Origin of the sequence: Rhodococcus sp. NPDC060176 (assembly GCF_042728675.1) — a bacterium.
In the GTDB taxonomy this organism is placed as follows: Bacteria; Actinomycetota; Actinomycetes; order Mycobacteriales; family Mycobacteriaceae; genus Rhodococcus_F.
In genome coordinates, this window is sequence record NZ_JBHWYS010000010.1 from 2,006 (window position 1) to 19,349 (window position 17,344).

The 17,344-nt window shown below is 61.7% G+C and carries 13 protein-coding genes and 1 riboswitch; of the genes, 6 read left to right on the top strand and 7 right to left on the bottom strand.

Features of this window, described 5'->3' with window-relative positions; translation table 11 throughout:
- Positions 1-151: 151 nt before the first annotated feature.
- Together ACFWEM_RS29775 and ACFWEM_RS29780 are read right to left on the bottom strand one after the other, a co-directional pair.
- On the bottom strand, positions 152-727 hold the full coding sequence (locus ACFWEM_RS29775; RefSeq protein ID WP_003940660.1) for a TerD family protein: 576 nt from the start codon (positions 725-727) through the stop codon (positions 152-154).
- A 113-nt stretch (positions 728-840) separates the two neighbouring features.
- Positions 841-4,023, bottom strand: coding sequence for an SNF2-related protein (locus ACFWEM_RS29780; protein WP_378539356.1), 3,183 nt, complete (start codon positions 4,021-4,023; stop codon positions 841-843).
- A gap of 111 nt (positions 4,024-4,134) precedes the next feature.
- On the opposite strand from ACFWEM_RS29780, the gene ACFWEM_RS29785 reads away from it, so the two are divergent.
- Entirely contained in the window at positions 4,135-5,262 is a 1,128-nt protein-coding gene (locus tag ACFWEM_RS29785; protein WP_378539357.1) for an alpha/beta hydrolase, read from the top strand.
- Positions 5,263-5,354: 92 nt separating this feature from the next.
- Here the strand turns inward: ACFWEM_RS29785 and ACFWEM_RS29790 are convergent, their stop codons facing one another.
- Positions 5,355-6,728: a dicarboxylate/amino acid:cation symporter gene (locus tag ACFWEM_RS29790; RefSeq protein WP_378539358.1), complete on the bottom strand. Its 1,374-nt coding sequence runs from the start codon at positions 6,726-6,728 to the stop codon at positions 5,355-5,357.
- Between the two features lie 339 nt (positions 6,729-7,067).
- On the opposite strand from ACFWEM_RS29790, the gene ACFWEM_RS29795 reads away from it, so the two are divergent.
- From ACFWEM_RS29795 to ACFWEM_RS29805, 3 genes are all read left to right on the top strand, one after another.
- Positions 7,068-7,973, top strand: a complete 906-nt coding sequence (locus tag ACFWEM_RS29795; RefSeq protein ID WP_378539359.1) for a phosphodiesterase — start codon at positions 7,068-7,070, stop codon at positions 7,971-7,973.
- Between the two features lie 78 nt (positions 7,974-8,051).
- Positions 8,052-8,165, top strand: a riboswitch (SAM riboswitch).
- A complete protein-coding gene (locus ACFWEM_RS29800; RefSeq protein ID WP_378539360.1) occupies positions 8,148-9,494 on the top strand; it encodes an LLM class flavin-dependent oxidoreductase in 1,347 nt (448 codons plus the stop codon). It overlaps the preceding riboswitch by 18 nt.
- Positions 9,495-9,514: 20 nt before the next feature.
- Positions 9,515-10,882 (top strand): NtaA/DmoA family FMN-dependent monooxygenase, encoded by a 1,368-nt coding sequence (locus ACFWEM_RS29805; protein ID WP_264613078.1) that lies wholly within the window; start codon positions 9,515-9,517, stop codon positions 10,880-10,882.
- Between the two features lie 51 nt (positions 10,883-10,933).
- On the opposite strand, the gene ACFWEM_RS29810 is transcribed toward ACFWEM_RS29805, so the two are convergent.
- On the bottom strand, positions 10,934-12,427 hold the full coding sequence (locus tag ACFWEM_RS29810; RefSeq protein WP_020970156.1) for a stealth family protein: 1,494 nt from the start codon (positions 12,425-12,427) through the stop codon (positions 10,934-10,936).
- Between the two features lie 280 nt (positions 12,428-12,707).
- Between ACFWEM_RS29810 and ACFWEM_RS29815 the strand changes: the two genes are divergently transcribed.
- Positions 12,708-12,941, top strand: a complete 234-nt coding sequence (locus ACFWEM_RS29815; protein WP_007729258.1) for a hypothetical protein — start codon at positions 12,708-12,710, stop codon at positions 12,939-12,941.
- Positions 12,942-12,944: 3 nt separating this feature from the next.
- Here ACFWEM_RS29815 and ACFWEM_RS29820 read toward each other — a convergent pair whose 3' ends face one another.
- Positions 12,945-13,370 carry a nuclear transport factor 2 family protein gene (locus ACFWEM_RS29820; protein WP_378539362.1) on the bottom strand — a complete coding sequence of 142 codons (426 nt, stop codon included), beginning with the start codon at positions 13,368-13,370 and terminating at the stop codon, positions 12,945-12,947.
- 234 nt (positions 13,371-13,604) lie between these two features.
- Here ACFWEM_RS29820 and ACFWEM_RS29825 point away from each other — a divergent pair, with 234 nt between their 5' ends.
- Positions 13,605-14,579, top strand: a complete 975-nt coding sequence (locus tag ACFWEM_RS29825; protein WP_378539452.1) for a TauD/TfdA dioxygenase family protein — start codon at positions 13,605-13,607, stop codon at positions 14,577-14,579.
- Here the strand turns inward: ACFWEM_RS29825 and ACFWEM_RS29830 are convergent, their stop codons facing one another.
- Both ACFWEM_RS29830 and ACFWEM_RS29835 read right to left on the bottom strand, forming a co-directional pair.
- A complete protein-coding gene (locus tag ACFWEM_RS29830) occupies positions 14,580-15,422 on the bottom strand; it encodes a hypothetical protein (RefSeq protein ID WP_378539364.1) in 843 nt (280 codons plus the stop codon).
- A 31-nt stretch (positions 15,423-15,453) separates the two neighbouring features.
- Complete coding sequence (locus ACFWEM_RS29835) at positions 15,454-17,247, bottom strand: alanine racemase (protein ID WP_378539365.1); 1,794 nt, start codon at positions 17,245-17,247, stop codon at positions 15,454-15,456.
- Between the last annotated feature and the right edge of the window lie 97 nt (positions 17,248-17,344).

A 17,344-nucleotide genomic window follows, 5' to 3' on the forward strand; every position in this document is an offset into this window, starting at 1 on the left:
GGCACTTCGCCCAACAACCGCGCCGTGGGGGTGGTTTTTTCACCCGGGGGGGGCCTTTCTCCGGCCAACCCCCCCCCCCTCCCCACAAACCCCCACGGGGGTTCCCCCCCGCCCCCCCCGCCCCCAACCCCGTTTCGTGTACCGGTAGAGATCAGATGTTGACGCCGTAGTCGCGGGCGATGCCGGCGAGTCCGGATGCGTATCCCTGTCCGACTGCACGGAACTTCCACTCACCGTTGTGGCGGTAGAGCTCACCGAAAAGCATGGCTGTCTCGGTGGATGCATCTTCGGAGAGATCGTAGCGTGCCAGTTCGGAGCCGTTCGACAGATCAACGACGCGGATGTACGCGTTGGTGACCTGTCCGAAGGACTGGAGTCGCGCATCGGCGTCGTGAATCGAGACGGGGAAGAAGATGTTGGTGACGTTGGGCGGTACAGCCGGGAGGTCGACGTTGATGACCTCGTCGTCGCCGTCACCTTCACCGGTGAGGTTGTCGCCGGTGTGCTCGATGGATCCGTCGGGCGAGCGAAGGTTGTTGTAGAAGACGAAGTGCAGGTCGGAAAGGACCTTGCGTTCCGGGCCGGTGACCAACGCGCTGGCGTCGAGGTCGAAGTCGGCGCCGCTGGTACTGCGTGCATCCCAGCCGAGACCGACTGCGACCTTGGTCAGGTTGGGTGCGGCCTTCGACAGAGATACGTTGCCGCCCTTGGCAAGTGTGACGCCCATTCAGGTTCCTCTCGTTCGAACGAAGTGGATTTCTTCGTTCGGGAGTTCTGTGTTGTCCGTTCTCGACTCACATTACCGTGAGCGGGTAGGTGCGGTTCGACCGAAGAGGTACCTCACTCGAACAGCGCGCGAAGATCCTCGGCGTCGAGTCCGGTGCCGAGTGAGCCTTCGGCGTCCATGACATTCGAGAACAATGCCGACTTCTTGGCCTTGAGTGCCATGACCTTCTCTTCGATGGTGTCTTTGGCAATGAGGCGGTAGACCATGACGTTTCGTGTCTGCCCGATGCGGTGAGTGCGGTCGACCGCTTGCGCCTCGGCGGCCGGGTTCCACCAGGGGTCGAGAATGAAGCAGTAGTCGGCCTCGGTGAGATTGAGGCCGAAGCCACCAGCTTTGAGGCTGATCAGAAAGACTGGGGCCGAGCCAGACTTGAACTCTTCCAACACTTCACCACGATTACGCGTCGAACCGTCGAGGTAGCTGTACGGGATGTTTTCCGCGTCGAGTCGGGTGCGCACCGAGCTGAGGAACCCGGTGAACTGACTGAAGATCAGCGCACGGTGTCCGCCGGCGATGACGTCGTCGAGTTGCTCGACGAGAGCGTCGACTTTGGCCGACGGTATCGATCCGCTGTCCTTGTCGACGAGTGAGACATCGAGACTGAGTTGGCGCAGTATCGTCAGCGATTGCAGGATCGTGAATCGGTTCTTGTCGACGTCGTCGAGCAGGCCGAGGATCTTTTGCCGTTCGCGCTGTAGATGAGTGTCGTAGATTGCGCGATGGCTCGGATGCAACTCGATCTCGAGTACCTGCTCCTGCTTGGGCGGCAAGTCTGCGGCCACCTGTTCCTTGGTCCGCCGCACTATCAGCGGTTTGACGCGTCGTCGCAGTTGCGCCAATCGTTCTGCATCACCGTCTTTTTCGATGGGAGTGCGGTAGAAATCGGTGAAGGTGGTGGGGCTGGGAAGCAGTCCCGGTGCAGTGATCGCGAGCAGCGACCACAACTCCAAAAGATTGTTTTCCATGGGTGTTCCGGTGATCGCGAGTTTGAACGGTGCGTTCACCGCCCTCGCACATTGGTGGACCTTGGACTTGTGGTTCTTGGCGAACTGGGCTTCGTCGAGTACCAGTCCGGACCAGAGGCTGGCGGAATATGCATCGGTGTCGAGGCGAAAGAGGGCGTACGACGTCACGACGATGTCGGCTCCGTCGACGAGTGCTGCCAGATCGGTTTTTCTACGTCGCAGCGTGTCCGTGATGACAGCGGTGTGGAGGGTTGGTGCGAACTTCGCCACCTCGGATTTCCAGTTGGATACGACGCTGGTGGGTGCGACGATCAGAAAGGGAGGTGCGGCTGGATTCGATTGCCTTGCAGCGCAGATCATTGCGAGGGTCTGCAGTGTCTTGCCCAGGCCCATGTCGTCGGCGAGTATGCCGCCCAGACTGTGCTGGCGGAGGAAATTGAGCCAACGGAATCCGTCGACCTGATAGGGGCGCAGAGTTGCCGTCAACGTGTCCGGGACTTCGACGGGATCGATGCCCGAACTGCCGAGCAATCCTGCGATCTGCTTCTTCCATGCTGCTGCTTGATGTTCGACTCTTCCGAGAGCCGCCAATTCTTCCCACAGCCCGGCCTGAAATTTGCTGATCGCGAGTTTGCCGGTAGGTCGATCGAGTAGCGATCGCGCTTCGGTGATGAGACGGTGTAGGCCGAGTAGTTCGGGTGCGTCGAGTCGAAAGAAGGCGCCGTCCGGTAGCAGTATGTGCGTCTCGCCCTTACTCAGAGCGGCGAACAGTGTTGTGAACGGAACGCTTTGTCCCGCAACATCGACGGTGACATCGAGGTCGAACCAGTCGGATCCGCTGTCACCGTCCGGGGCCGATGTGCTGAGGCTGATCACTACAGCGTCGTCTGCAGGCCGGTAGTCGGCAGGGGTTCCTGCAACCGTGAGGTCGATGGCGTCGTGCGCTTCGAGTTGGGGCAGGAGGTCGAGTGTGAACTGCATGGAATCGAGGCCGGTCAGCGTTCCCGCGAGAGTGGCCTTTACCGCGGCCGCGCCGAGGCTGTTGGTGATGGCATCTTCGGCAGCGTGATTGCGGACCTCGGACTCGTCGGTGGCTGCATCGGCGGTAGAAATGATCAGTTCGTCGGCATCGACGGTGTATTTCCATGCCGATTCGATGTCGATGCGGTGGTCGTCTTCGTAAGTGGCCATCAGTTGTAGCCGTGGACCGGACACAGTCGGTGGGCTGTAGGCGCCGTCGGAAGATATGACGGGAGCGAGGCTTCCGAGTTTGAACACGAACCGCGAAGTGAACGCATCCCGATGCTCGGCGGGTATGTCGACTGACTTTCCGGAGTCGATCAACTGCCTCAATTTATGGGTGACCGGTGTGTGCAGTGGTGCGAGCGTGATCGTGTTGGTGGCGTCGAGCGTGAAGACACCATGTGCCGGCGTACCGACAAGTCCCCAGTCGGAATGGGTGATGATGTGCCCATTGGTCTGAATTCGGGGCGTGAGACGGAGATTGTTGTCTTCTGCTCCGTGGACGTCGAGGCAGATGTTGGCGTCGTCGAGTAGGAAGATGTTGCCGAGGCCGGCCTTCGAGTGAACGAGTGAAACGCCGACGCTGATCGCCTCATCAAGAAGCGACCAGAGTTGCGGGCTCGGAAACCCGGCAAGATCGATTTCCGCTGCATTCTGATTTCGGTAATGGTTGCCCGCGCTGTGGAGAAGATGAATGTCGCGTAAAACCCGGATGTGGTCGGCGGGGAACTGAAAGCTGCTTCCGAGTTTGTTCCAGGCAAGTCCGCCGGAGATCCACCCTCTCGCTCCTGGCTGTACGGGTTTGAGGAGGAGCCGTGTCGATGTGCCCTTGGTTCGGGTGGTGAATTGAATGCCGAGTCCACGAGTAGTGCGGTCGTGGGGGTCTGGCTGGAGCAACTCCTCGAGCGCGCCGTCCCACCCGAGTTGTCGTGGCGTCGTGTTCGCCTCGGCGACCGCTGCGAGCACCAACGCGGCCACGTGTTTACAGTTCATCCGCACCGGACACGTGCAGAGGCCACGCGCGAATGTGGCAGCACCGGTCGCGCTGTGACTTATGGAGATTGTGCAGGCGTACGGCTCCCGCGCAGTCCCCGCCACAGCCCCGGTCAAGGTATCCGGGGTGTCGTTCCAGCTGATGGACACGACCGCATTCTGCCGCAGGTAGGTAAGTCCGCGGTCGTAGGTTGTCGTGCCGACGGCAGCGCGAACTCGGTCGAGGTCGAGGGCCTTGACGGAGTCCGGTTGCACGGGGCCAGCCTAGTGGCGGCGTCCGACAGATCTTGTCGTGGTCGTTTGTCCAAGAAAGTCCGAACTGCACGGTATGTTCACGGAAACATCTTTGACTTGTTTGGGAGTTTCATGAGGACTGAGCGGCGTGCGTGGATTCGATCTGCGCGCACAGGTGCGGTGTGTTTGGCCGTCTGTGCACTTTCTTTGCAGTTGGGCGGACTGTCGACGGCAGCGCCGAGTTCCGGAAGCTCGGGTAGTTCGGGAAACTCCGGAATTCTGGGCAGCGTCGAGGGAAGCGTGAGCTCGGGGTCGACGATCCCGGGACCACTTCAGGAGGATCCGGGCCCTAAACCGGACCTGCGCGACGACATCGTCGTCCCGGCCATCGTCGGCGAGAAGGTGACTGCACCGCAGGCCGTCAGGCTGACGGTGGCGTCGCCTGCACTTCGACGCGAGGTCGGCGTCGAGATTTTGCTACCCGCTGACAATTCGGTTCCGCGCCCAGCGCTGTACATGCTCGAGGGTGTCGACGCCGGAGAGAAAAGCAGCGGATGGATGACGATCGGCGGCGCTCCGGCGTTCTTCGCCGACAAGAACGTCAACGTCGTGATGCTCAATGGCGGAATCGCGAGCCTGTACTCGGACTGGGAGAATCCGGATCCGCGGCTGGGACTGCACAAGTGGGAAACCTTCATCACCGAAGAGCTGCCACCGCTGATCGACGCACGACTCGAGACCAACGGCATCAACGCGATCGCCGGCAATTCCATGGGCGCGATGGGCGCAATGATGCTCGCCCAACGCTTTCCGGACATGTACCGGGGCGTCGCGGTTTTCAGTGGCTGCTACTCCACGATGGATCCGCTCGGCCGAACTGCCGTCCAGGCCACGATATCTTCCCGAAGTGGAGATCCGGCCAACATCTGGGGTGTGCCAGGAGGCCCGGAGTGGGAGGCGCACGATTCTTTGATCAACGCAGAGAAGTTGCGAGGCAAGGAAATCTACGTGTCGACGGCGAACGGTCTTCCCGGATCCGACGAGACGCTGCAGACTCCTGAACTGCTCGAGCGTCTGGTGATCGGCGGCGGCATCGAGGTTGCTGCGCATGCCTGCACCAAGATGTTCGACGCGCGGTTGCAGGAGCTGAAGATTCCGGCACAGGTGGATTACGAGCCGAACGGTACGCATGCGTGGGCGTATTGGCGTGAACGACTGCCGAAGGCGTGGCCGACTCTGTCCCGGGCATTGGGCGTCTGACGGTCGACGACAGTCTGTGCAGTTCCGGTTGAAAAGCAGCGTCCCCGCACCGTATTGCTCAGGTGCGGGGACGCTGCTGTTGTCAGAGAGGGTTACGCGTCGACAAGTTCCTCGGCGAAGGGATCACCGTTGCGGGGAGCGTCGAAGCGCTCATTGTCGAGGATTCCCTCACGCTTTGCGACGATGACCGGGACCAGTGCCTGGCCGGTGACGTTGACTGCGGTACGGCCCATGTCGACGATCGGTTCGACTGCGAGGAGCAGTCCGACGCCGGCCAAGGGAAGACCAAGGGTGGAGAGTGTGAGTGTGAGCATGACTGTCGCACCCGTAGTTCCGGCCGTTGCTGCCGAGCCGATGACCGAAACGACGACGATCAGCAGGTAATCGGTGAAGGTTAGCGGAACGTCGTAGAAGCCGGCGACGAAGATTGCCGCGATCGCGGGATAGATTGCGGCGCAACCGTCCATCTTCGTGGTGGCACCGAGCGGAACTGCGAACGAGGCGTACTCACGAGGAACACCGAGGTTGCGTTCGGTGACGCGTTCGGTCAGCGGCAGGGTGCCGATCGACGAGCGCGAGACGAACCCGAGCTGAGTTGCGGGCCAGACACCGGAGAAGAAGCTTCGAACCGAGAGACCGTGTGCGGCAATCAGGATGGGGTAGACCACGAAGAAGACAATGGCCAGACCGATGTAGATGGCTGCGGTGAAGACGCCCAGCGAGCCGATTGCATCCCAGCCGTAGGTGGCGACAGCGTTGGCGATCAGCGCAGCGGTGCCGATCGGGGCGAGGCGGATGATCCACCACAGGACCTTCTGGACGATCGCGAGCAGCGAAGCGTTGAATTCGAGGAAGGGAGCAGCCTTGGGTCCGATCTTGAGTGCAGCAATACCGATTGCACCGGCGATGACGAGCAGCTGCAGGACGTTGAAGCTCAGCGATGTAGTCGCCACGCCTTCGGCGACGGAAGTCTTTGCACCCAACCCCAGGAAGTTGTTCGGAACCAGTCCGGTGATGAACGCCCACCACGAACCGGAACTCTTGGGTTCCTTCGCGGCTTCGGCGGCGACGTCGGTCCGTGAACCGGGATCGGTGATCAGGCCGACGATGATGCCGATGATCACAGCGATGAACGCGGTTATGGCGAACCAGAGCAAGGTCTGCACGGCCAGGCGAGCTGCATTGGCGACCTGTCGCAGGTTGGCGATGGAACTGACGATGGCCGTGAACACCAGCGGGATCACCGCAACGGTGAGCAGCTTGACGTAACTCGAACCGATGGTCTGCACGGTGCCGACCAACCAGTTGACGTTGCCGTCGGCCGCATCAGGCATTGCCCGGGCGACGAGACCGATGATGACACCGAGTACGAGGCCGGCGACGATCTGCGGTCCGAATGCCGTCGCCCAGGACGGAAAACGGGACGTGGACTTTTCCGGCACGCCGGTGGAGGTGGAGCTGGGCATGACTATGCCTTTCGAAAATCAAGGGAGCGAAACGCAGCGCGGCACCAGAGGCCGGGCAGATTCGAAGAAATGTTTCCTGGTACGCGTCAGGTCAGAGCGAGCACGTACACATTGCGCTCGCCTGCAGGCGAAGGTCGACGTAACGCCGACTGGTCAGGAACAACACTGTCCACACACTACTCGCAGCTTCAACTACTCGATCCCGAGGGTCGCCGCGGGAGTTCGCTTCGTGTTCGTCGGGTGTGCCCCGATCAGTCACTGTTGGTCGGTTGACTAGTGTCGACGATCAGTAGGTGCCGCACCGGCGCCTACGCGTCGGCAAGCGGAAGCGAGAGACCGATGAGCGTTCGGAATGCCGAGTACCCGCGTCCGAAGCATTTTCTGGTGCACCTCAGTGACACACATCTGGTAGCACAGGGGGAGTTGTACGACGCCGTGGATGCGTCGACGAGGTTGCGGGAAGTGCTCCGCGGGATAGTGGCCTCGGGCGCACGCCCCGACGCACTCCTCTTCACCGGCGACCTGACCGACGAGGGGCACCCCGACGCGTACGCGCAATTGAAAGCCATCGTGGAACCCGTGGCGGCCGAGATCGATGCACAGGTCATCTGGGCTATGGGTAACCACGACGACCGCCCCACCTTCAGATCGTTGCTGTTGGGCGAGGACGCAGCAGATCATCCCGTCGACAACGTCTACGATCTCGACGGACTGCGGGTGATCACCCTGGACTCGTCGGTTCCGGGTCATCACTACGGTGAGATCACGGATCGTCAATTGGACTGGCTACGAGCAGAGTTGGCGGTCCCCGCGCCCGACGGAACGATACTGGCGCTGCATCACCCCCCGGTTCCGTGTATTCAGGATCTTGCAGTCTTGGTGGAGTTGCGCGATCAGCCCCGGCTGGCAGACGTCCTGCGAGGCAGTGATGTTCGGGCGATTCTTGCCGGACACCTTCACTATTCGACGACGGCGACGTTCGCCGGGATTCCCGTGTCCGTGGCGTCGTCGACGTGTTACACCCAGGACCTGAACGTGGAAGTCGGTGGGCAGCGTGGTCGAGACGGGGCTCAGGGGTGCAACCTGGTGCACGTCTACGACGAGACGATTGTTCATTCGGTCGTTCCTCTCGGCGCTCACGTGACGGTCGGTGAGCCCGTCGACGCGGCCGAGGGAGTCCGGAGGCTCGGCGCCGCCGGCATTCGAATCCTCGAGAGCGAAAAGGCGAGGCGCTCGATCGTCTGAGGTGGCAGGCGGTTTCCGGCGGGCCGGCACGGTTCGGGTTGATTGTCGGGCGGTCGCGTACTCACTACCGTCGAGGTAGGTGCAGAGCTCCAGCAACAAGGACCGGCTAGCTGGACGGCAACCCTTCATGCCGATGGGGTGCCCCGGAATCACACCTGGCGACACGCGCGGTGCGTGTCGCAAGCGGCAGTCGCCACGAGAACCGTCAGTCGGGTGCTGACGGTTTCTGCGGTCGGCACTGTGCGCTCCCGAGTAGTTCTCGAACAGGAGTATGCGCCGATGACCTCCACCCCTTCTTCTCATCTTGCTCCGCTTCATCTCGCCGTAGCGCTGGACGGTGCCGGTTGGCACCCTGCAGCCTGGCGAGAGCCACACTCGCGCCCGAGTGAGCTGTTAAGCGCGTCGTATTGGACTGACGTGGTGACGACCGCCGAGCGTGGTCTGCTCGATTTCGTCACCATCGAGGACAGCCTCTCGGTTCCGGCGGATCCACTCGCGCCCGTCGACGACGCCGTTGATCGGGTACGCGCGCGGCTCGACGCACATCTCGTGGCGGCCCGACTGGCACCCGTCACGAGCAACATCGGTTTGATCCCGACCATCACCACCATTCACACCGAACCGTTCCACGTGTCCAAAGCCGTTGCCACCCTGGACTACACCTCGGGTGGTCGCGCCGGATGGCAGGTGAAGGTGTCGGCTTCGGAGTCCGAGGCGGCCCAGTTCGGGCGACGCGACATCCCAGCGCTCACCGATGCCGAGCGTCAGTCGATCGTTTCAGGTGTCCTCCCGGACTTCGTACGTGACCTGTTCGACGAAGCTGCGGAGGCCGCTGACGTCATCCGGCGACTCTGGGACAGCTGGGAGGACGACGCCGAGATCCGCGACGTGGAGCAGCGCCGATTCATCGACCGGGACAAGTTGCACTACATCGACTTCGAGGGAAAGTATTTGTCGGTCCGTGGACCGTCGGTGACCCCGCGCCCGCCGCAGGGGCATCCCGTCGTTACCGCGTTGGCACATCAGCGGGTCGCGTACGAACTGGCGGCGCGGACGGCCGATCTGGTGTTCGTGACGCCGTTCGACGAGGAGCAGGTCACGGCAATCCTGGGTGAAGTGCGAGCAGCCGAAGAACACGTGCAGCGCACCGGCGAACCTCTTCGGGTCTTCACCGACATCGTCGTCTTCTTCGATACGCCGGAAGAAACCGGAAAGGAACGGCTCGCTCGCCTCGACGCGCAGGCCGGCGCCGAATACCGTTCGGACGCACTGACCTTCACCGGCTCTGCTGCGGAGTTGGCGGATCTTGTTCTCCGGTGGCAGCAGTTGGGAATCGACGGCTTCCGTTTGCGGCCGGGCGTTGTCGTGGACGACCTCGACGCCATCGCAGGTGAGCTGGTGCCTGAATTGCAGCGACGCAACGTATTCCGCACCGAATATCCGCAGGCGAATCTTCGCGGACTCCTTGGTCTACCCATCGACGTTCCCAACCGCTACGCCGCCGGTACTCCGGCCGCCTGACAGACGAGGAATAGATTCTCATGAGTTCTCAGAAGCGTAAGCAGGTCATCCTGGGTGCCTACCTCGGCGGCGTCAACCATCACACTGCGTGGTGGGATCCGCAGGCGGGCAGCCAGATAGAGTTCGATTCTTTCGAGCACACCGCTCGAACCGCCGAGCGTGGGAAGTTCGACTTCTTCTTCCTCGCCGAAGGCCTCGCCCTTCGTGAGCGTGCGGGACAGATTTTCGACCAAGACATCATCGGTAGGCCGGACACCTTCACGGTCCTTGCATCGTTGGCGGCGGTAACCGAACACCTCGGATTGGCCGGCACTATCAATGCCACGTTCAACGAGCCGTACGAACTGGCCCGCCAATTCGCGACGCTCGATCAGTTGTCCGGAGGGCGTGCCGCCTGGAACGTCGTCACCTCGTTCGACGCATTCACCGGCCAGAACTTTCGCCGCGGCGGATACCTCGACCGCGCGCAACGATACGAGCGTGCGGAGGAGACCGTAGCGCTGGTGCGTGAACTGTGGGATTCGTGGCGAAGCGACGACATCGTGGCAGACAAGGCATCAGGGCGCTTTCTCGCGCGACCGGATGCCGGTGAATTCGCTTTCCACGGATCACATTTCGATGTGAACGGCCGATTCACGGTGCCGCGTAGCCCGCAAGGGCGCCCGGTTATTCTGCAGGCCGGGGTGTCGCCGCAGGGGCGCGATTTTGCTGCCGGCAATGCCGACGCGATCTTCTCACCGTACGGTCAGTTGCCCGAGGCGGCCGATTTCTATCGCGATATCAAAGCACGTGCCGTTGCGGCCGGACGTGACCCGGGTGACATCAAGATCCTGCCGTCGGCGAGTTTTGTTCTCGGCACCTCGGAGGCAGATGCGATCGAGAAATACCGAGAGATTCGCGACCAGCAGGTCACCGGCCAGACCGCTTTGGTTCTGCTCGAACAGATCTGGAATCTCGATCTGTCGAAGTACGACCCCGAAGGACCACTACCCGACATCGCTCCGGATCCCGAAGCTCCGCCGATCATCCAGGGCCGCGCCTTCATTCACCAAGATCGTTTCGCGACCGTCGCAAAACTTCGCGCGGTAGCCGAGAGCAAGAAGTTGAATCTGCGCGAAGTGGTGATCGATCAGTTCGAGCGTGGACCGATCGTCGGTACACCGCAGCAGGTTGCCGAGAAAATAGATTCGTTTGTCAGCAACGACGGTTCGGATGGGTTCATCCTCGGATCGCACCTTGTGCCGACCGGCCTCGACGAGTTCGTCGACGACGTGGTGCCGCTGCTGCAGGATCGAGGTGTCCTCCGCAGTGACTACGAAGGAACGACGTTGCGTGAAAATCTCGGACTGCCCATCCCGGTGCAGCGGGAGCGCGCGACAGCACGCTGATCGACCGAAGTAGCAAGGGCCCAGCCGAAATCGGCTGGGCCCTTGTTTCGTCTAGGCTTCCCAGGGCGCCGGGATGGGGTAATAGCTCTCCAGAAACTCCGTGATCTTGCGTGTGCGAAGTTCCAGATCGATCTCCGGAGCGCTGCCGTCGTTGAGGCAGAAGAAGTCCATGGAGCGCTTGGCGAGCAGTGAGTCCATGTCGCGCAAACCGGCCTTGACCGTCGTGTCGACGTATTTGACGGCTGCGGACTTCTGCACCACCGACCGTCCACTCATGAGCGTGTAGTAGTGGTAGAGCGAATTGGTCACCGAGATATTGGAACTCGCGCGGAAGGTGCTTGCTGCAGTGGCCGCGAAGTCTTCGGCGAACTCGCGTTCCATCTCGGCCATCACGCTCTTGCGTAGTGGCGTCGCTGCGTGCTCCAGATGCCTGGTGGTCATCAGACCGAAGCGGTCCTGGAGTAGCCGGCGGTTGACTCGAGCCGCATTCTCGAACCCGCTGCGGTCGTTGTCGTTGTGTCCCAATCCGATTCTGGTGTCGGCCTCGATGAACATGCTGATCCCACCGGGGGAGAAGAACATGTCCGGGCCAACGGGGCGACCGAAGAACATGTCGTCATTGGAGTAGAGGAAATGCTCTGCCAGACCCGGAATATGGTGCAGCTGGCACTCGACAGCTTGAGAATTATGGGTAGGCAACACACTTGGATCGGCGAAGAATTTTTCGCTGGGCATGAACGTGACTCGCGGATCGTCGGCAAGCCAGTCCGGACGATCGGAATCGGTTGCGACGAAGATCCGCCGGATCCACGGCGCGTACATGTGGATGGATCGAAGCGCGTATTTGAGCTCGTCGATCTGACGGAAGCGCGCTTCTGATTCGTCGCCCTCTCCGACGATGTAGTTCTGCATGCGCTTGGCGCGCTGAGCCTGAAACTCCTTGGAAGAGCCGTCGACCCAGGAAAAGACCAGATCGATATCGAAGCTGATATCGGAGGCATGATCGGCGAACATGTTCTCGATAGTCGGCCAGATCCGGCCGAATCGCTCGACGGTTCCTCGGACAGCTTCTTCGGGGAGGACGGTTCGTCGTGTCAGTGAGTTCTCGACGGGTAGGACGATTTCTTCGTCGGAAATCGACCACAATTCGATTTGAACGCCGATGTTCGCGCCGTAGTTCATGCCGCTTGCGACGTGAACCCGCGGACGGAACAAGCGGAAGATCCGTGACTTGTTGGTTTTCGACAGGGCACCGTCCGCGACAAGGAGCGCTGGGCTCTTCTTCGCGTCGACGGTTTTGGAATAGAAGGGTGCGTTTGCGCATCCCTCGACAAGTGCCTGCCGCAGGTTTTTGCGCTCGGTCCAGCTCACCGCGATCACGGGGCGCTCGTCGTTTCCGCGGACGAGTAGATACTCGATTCCTGCGGCGTCGAGGATGTCGCGGATGAAGAGGAGATCTTCGACCATCGCTTCGAGCGGCGTGGTGGTCGTGATCGCGAGGGCAAAACGATTCTTGAATCGGACGGTCTCGGGTAGCTCGCCCATCCGTGCGCGTGACGCGGCCGACGCCGGTTCCACGGGATTGGGGCTGTCCTGCTCCGGGGGTACGAAGTAGATGTCGTGCGGAGCGGGAGATTCTGTAATGGGATGCCTTCCGATTCTGATCCAGCTGTGTATCTGTCGCCCCCGACGCTGCGAGAGCGTGGTGGCGACGAACTCAGTCTATGCCGTCGGCGCCGAAAGTCGGACATGAGTGACGGCGATGGGTAACGCGGGGCGAGTCGGGTACCCCGAGGACCGAAGCGAGAGTGAAGGAGGAGAACCGATGCGTGTGAAAGCGATGGTCGGAACGGGCGCGATGGCGGTTGCGCTGGCCGCCGGCCCAGTTGCGACAGCGTCTGCGGAGCGAACCGAGGCAGCGGGGTCGGAGGGTTCACCGGAGATGCTGACCTGCGAGGTGGTCTTCGATGCACTCGAGGACATGAGCCCGGAATGGACGGAAGAGGGGATCGATCAGGTCGAAGACTGGTGTGAGGCGATCACCGGCGAAGAAGACTGAGCGTCAGCCGCGCGAGATCACTCGTCGCGACAGTCGCCACCGCCCGTCTTCGAGTTCGAACTCGTCGGCGTAACTCCCGACGCCACTGAGCTTGGGAATTGTGGTCGTGTCGACGTAGAACGTCCAGACCGCATCCACGCGGGCTGTAGTTTCCGACGTCACGTCCACGGCGATCGCTGTGGTGACGTGACGTGTGCATGTGCCCGGGCCTTGAATGCCGGCGGCTCGACGCTCGGCTACTCCAGCAGCAATTTCTTCGCGGCCTCGCCGCACCTGTGCGGGGATACCGCGATCGGGATTGGCGGGCATGTTCCATTCGGCCTTGCGGGTGAACTGCTCGACGTAGTCCTCGACAGAGCCGGTGTCAGCCAGATGGGCGATCCGAGCGAGCGTTGAACGAATCTGTTCGGCAGGGCCCTCGGGTTGCATGCTGTCCTCCGTAGACGTGGGTGCGGCAGATCGCACGCTACAGCTCATGACGACAACGACGACGGTCTCGTCCCAGTGAGCGGCAGTATTCTCCGGCGAGGGAGCGGCGAACTTTGAGATCACCTCGAGTTCAACCGTATTCGAGCCCGCAGCGTAAATGATTGAGTGTTCACAGTAGGCAGCGCCATGACGACTGCCGCGCCCGTAGGCTTGACCGACTCACAGGAGATCGCCATGTCCGTCACCGAACTCGAACGTGTCACCCAGACCCCGGAGCAGATCTACGCTGCCGGCGGAATCACTGTCCACAAGGTCGGTGAACTGATCGGCGCCCGTATCGACGGTGTGCACCTCTCCGGGGACTTGTCCGAAGAGACCGCCTACGCGATCAACTATGCGCTGGCAGCGCACAAGGTTGTGTTCTTCCGTGGGCAGCAGCATCTCGACGACACGTCGCAGTACGAATTCGCCGGAACCCTCGGCACCCAGACCACCCCGCACCCGACGGTGAAGTCAAGGGGCGACAAGCTGTTGGTGCTCGACCGTGCCGCCAACAGTTGGCACACGGACGTGACGTTTGTCGACCGCATCCCGAAAGCCTCGATTCTGCGAGCGACGACCATTCCCGAGTACGGCGGAGCGACGACGTGGGCGTCGACTACCGCTGCGTACGACCAACTGCCGGCTTCGCTCAAGGTCTTGGTCGAGAATTTGCGGGCCGTTCACACCAATGCCTACGACTATGCCGAGGTTGTCGATCAGGCGAACCCGGTAGACGCGCAGCGCCAGGCCTACTACGCCGAATTCACCCGTGAGATCTACGAGACCGAACACCCGGTGGTGCGTATCCATCCGGCGACGGGGGAGAAGACCCTCCTGCTCGGTCACTTCTTCAAGGAGTTCGTCGGGCTCAAGCCGTCGGAGTCGGTCGCTCTTTACCAGATCCTGCAGGCACGAATCATCAAGTTGGAAAACACTGTTCGATGGAACTGGTCGGCCGGCGACCTGGCGATCTGGGACAACCAGGCGACTCAGCATTACGGTATCGCCGACTACGGGACTCAGGCCCGCAGTGTGCACCGTGTGACATTGGCCGGCGACGTCCCCGTCGACGTCCACGGCGAGCAGAGTCGAATCCTCCAGGGTGACGCCGCGGAGTATTCGGTCATCGCGGACATCGATCGGCTTCCCGGCTTCGCCGCGAACTGATCAGTCGTGCTGCGGGTGATCCGGCGGGAACATCTGTCCCCATGAGTGACTGCACGCTCGGCACGTCCATTCCGGGGTGTCCGGCCCCACGACGCAGCCCGTTCCGGCGAGCCACGGTAGGTGATCAAACGGATGGACCGGCATCCCCGGGGCACACTGAGCGGTTCTGTGTGCACCGCACTGCGGGCACAGTGGATTCTTCGACAGCATGTAGTCGATGAAGTTGGTGTGCCCGGACGTGGCCATCCTTCCGCTGCATTTGCGGCACAGCACGGCTGGGTAGTCGTCCCCAGGTTCGGCCTGCCTGAAGATCCGTGATGCGGAATGAAAGTGAAGGCGATCGCCGCTGTTGAACTTTCGCAACGGCATCGGTGAGCCGCAACCTGTGCAGTTTCCTCGCTCGCGCATCAAAGTTCGGGCGTGGGCAGCCGTGGACGTCGGATCCAGGGTGTCGATGTCGCCGAAGTAGTGCGCATAGTGTGACTGGCCGGCCGTGAGAATCCGGTCGGCCAGTGCGTCGTCGACCGGCCCAGGATCCGTGGGAAAGGTGATGGACCATCGTTGTTCGAGTTCTGGAACGGTGGGCAAACCGTGGAGTTCGTACGGGCGTTCATCGACTTCCATCCACGACGTGCCGTCGAACGGCGCAGCCACGGTCTCGACGCAGAGCACCGTGCGAGGAGTGGTGTCGAGAACCGTGACCAGCAGGTCACCGGTCGCCATCTTTCCGCGCATGATCCAGGGATCGACACGGGCTCGGGGTTCGAGAAACGCGACCACGGCATCAATCCAGGGCGTGCCGAGTGCGATGAATACGTGCTGACCGGGCCTCCGCGTCTTCATCGAACGATTCTCGCAAGGGCTGCCGACAACGTCAGGCTTTGACCACCTTGCGCCCGAGCAGCGATGCAACCAGTCCGTCGACGAAGGTCGCCTGACGGCCGAGAGGATCGGAATTCGCTGCCGCAACGCTGCCGATCGAGATCGATCTCGTCAGGCCGGTCTCGCTGATGAATTCGGCGGCGAGGTGGGCCTCTCGGAACGTGAGGCCGCCCAGATGTGTCGTGTCGTCGACTCCGAGAACACGTCCGTCGATGATGTCCATGTCGAAGTGGACGTGGACGCCGTTCACACCCTGTCCCGCCGCGGCGAGAACGCGAGGCATCAAGGCCGCCATGCCATGGCGATCGATCTCGTCGATCGTCACCAGCAATACCTCGTACTCGTCGAGTGCGCGCTTGTGATCGACCGTGGCGTTCTTGACGCCCACCAAGACGGTGTTCTCCAAACTGGGGCCGTGCAGATCCGCTGCCGACGACAGCAGTTGTTCGATATCGCCGTGGGAGGCGAAAATGATTGCACCCAAATCGGTTCCGGGTTCGGTGGCGATCGGAATTCTGGTGTTCTGCCAGGCCTCGGTAGTGAGCCACAGCGGCAACGTCGTGAGATCCGCGGCGGCGTTCTCGGCTTGAATGCAGCTGAAACCGATTCCGGACATGTCTTCGCGTAGACCGTGATCGAGGAGATGGCTTGCCAGCCCGCTAGTTTCGAGGTCGATCAATTCGACGGTCGCATTGGCATCGATCGGTTCGGTGCCCAGGACGTAGCGCTTTTCGACGTAGGGCGATGTCATCGCCATCAAGAGCGCGCCGTAATCGATCGTGAAGTCGACGGCGCCACCGAGTCGGTATTCGTCGCCTGTTTCTCCGGCGTCGACGAGGAGGTGATCGCTACTGGCGCTGATCACCTTCAGGCGCGGATCGATCGGGGTCAAGCCTTCCGGCGAGATGTCCTCGCGGCCGATGGACAAGATCAGGCGTCGGCTCGGCTTGTCCGCGTTGTCGAAGACGGGGCGTCGGCCGAATGCGTCTTCCCCTGAGACTCCATACGGCCGCGACGGCTTGACCTTGGCCTCGATGATGTCCGCGGCGAGAGTGAAGGCGTCGTTGTTCAGCAGTTCGTACAGTCCTGGGGGAGTCGGTGATTCGGCCAGAACGATGCTGGCGCCCAAACACAGATGGTTGATCCCCTCGGGCATCGTTCCGGTCTCGAGGAGTGGCAGAGAGAACGTATTGCCGCCGGAAACGATCGGCAGTTCGATCGAGAACCGCTTCGTGATTTCGTCGGCTAGGTAGACCAGATTCGACAGGTTGTCGACGGTCGGCTGGATGCCGCCGACGCACGCGAGATTCGCGCCGATTCCGATCAGTCTGATGCCCTCGATGGGAAGGATTTCGGCGACTACATCCAACGCCTCCGCCGGCAGGATCCCTTCGCGGAGATCTCCGAGGTCGATCATCAGCACGATGTCGTGGACGACTCCTCGCGCCCGTGCTGCTCTGCCGAGAGCAACAATTGTCGTCAACTCGGAGTTGAGGCTGATGTCCGCGTATCGGATCGTGTCGTCGATCTCGTTCAACGACGGTGCACGGATCAGCATCAGGGGGACGGTGATGCCGTCGCGGCGAATGCGGGCCAGGTTGTCCAGGCGGGAGTCGGCGATCTGTGCGACGCCACCGCGGACCATTGCTCGCGCCACCTTGGGGGAGCCACACGTAGATTTGCTGACGCCGGCCACCGCAATACCCTTGGCATTGGACGCTTCGACGAGGACGCGCGCATTCTGTTCGATACGACGCAGGTCGACGGTGATGGTCGGTCCGGTCATGATCTCCCCGTTTTCTCCGATGGCGGTTCACGATCCGGGCATTCCAGACCGGACGGTTGGCGTGAGCTGGGCAACTTTGCTCCAACTGTTGTGTCGC

Excerpts from the sequence above, each read along its gene's own strand:
- ACFWEM_RS29820 (WP_378539362.1), bottom strand. The coding sequence starts at position 13,370 with ATGCAACCCGAGGGCCCTGCCGAACAGATTCGTTCAACGCTCGCTCGG.
- ACFWEM_RS29785 (WP_378539357.1), top strand. The coding sequence starts at position 4,135 with ATGAGGACTGAGCGGCGTGCGTGGATTCGATCTGCGCGCACAGGTGCG.
- ACFWEM_RS29795 (WP_378539359.1), top strand. The coding sequence starts at position 7,068 with ATGAGCGTTCGGAATGCCGAGTACCCGCGTCCGAAGCATTTTCTGGTG.
- ACFWEM_RS29815 (WP_007729258.1), top strand. The coding sequence starts at position 12,708 with ATGCGTGTGAAAGCGATGGTCGGAACGGGCGCGATGGCGGTTGCGCTG.
- ACFWEM_RS29830 (WP_378539364.1), bottom strand. The coding sequence starts at position 15,422 with ATGAAGACGCGGAGGCCCGGTCAGCACGTATTCATCGCACTCGGCACG.
- ACFWEM_RS29835 (WP_378539365.1), bottom strand. The coding sequence starts at position 17,247 with ATGACCGGACCGACCATCACCGTCGACCTGCGTCGTATCGAACAGAAT.
- ACFWEM_RS29810 (WP_020970156.1), bottom strand. The coding sequence starts at position 12,427 with ATGGGCGAGCTACCCGAGACCGTCCGATTCAAGAATCGTTTTGCCCTC.
- ACFWEM_RS29805 (WP_264613078.1), top strand. The coding sequence starts at position 9,515 with ATGAGTTCTCAGAAGCGTAAGCAGGTCATCCTGGGTGCCTACCTCGGC.
- ACFWEM_RS29790 (WP_378539358.1), bottom strand. The coding sequence starts at position 6,728 with ATGCCCAGCTCCACCTCCACCGGCGTGCCGGAAAAGTCCACGTCCCGT.
- ACFWEM_RS29775 (WP_003940660.1), bottom strand. The coding sequence starts at position 727 with ATGGGCGTCACACTTGCCAAGGGCGGCAACGTATCTCTGTCGAAGGCC.
- ACFWEM_RS29825 (WP_378539452.1), top strand. The coding sequence starts at position 13,605 with ATGTCCGTCACCGAACTCGAACGTGTCACCCAGACCCCGGAGCAGATC.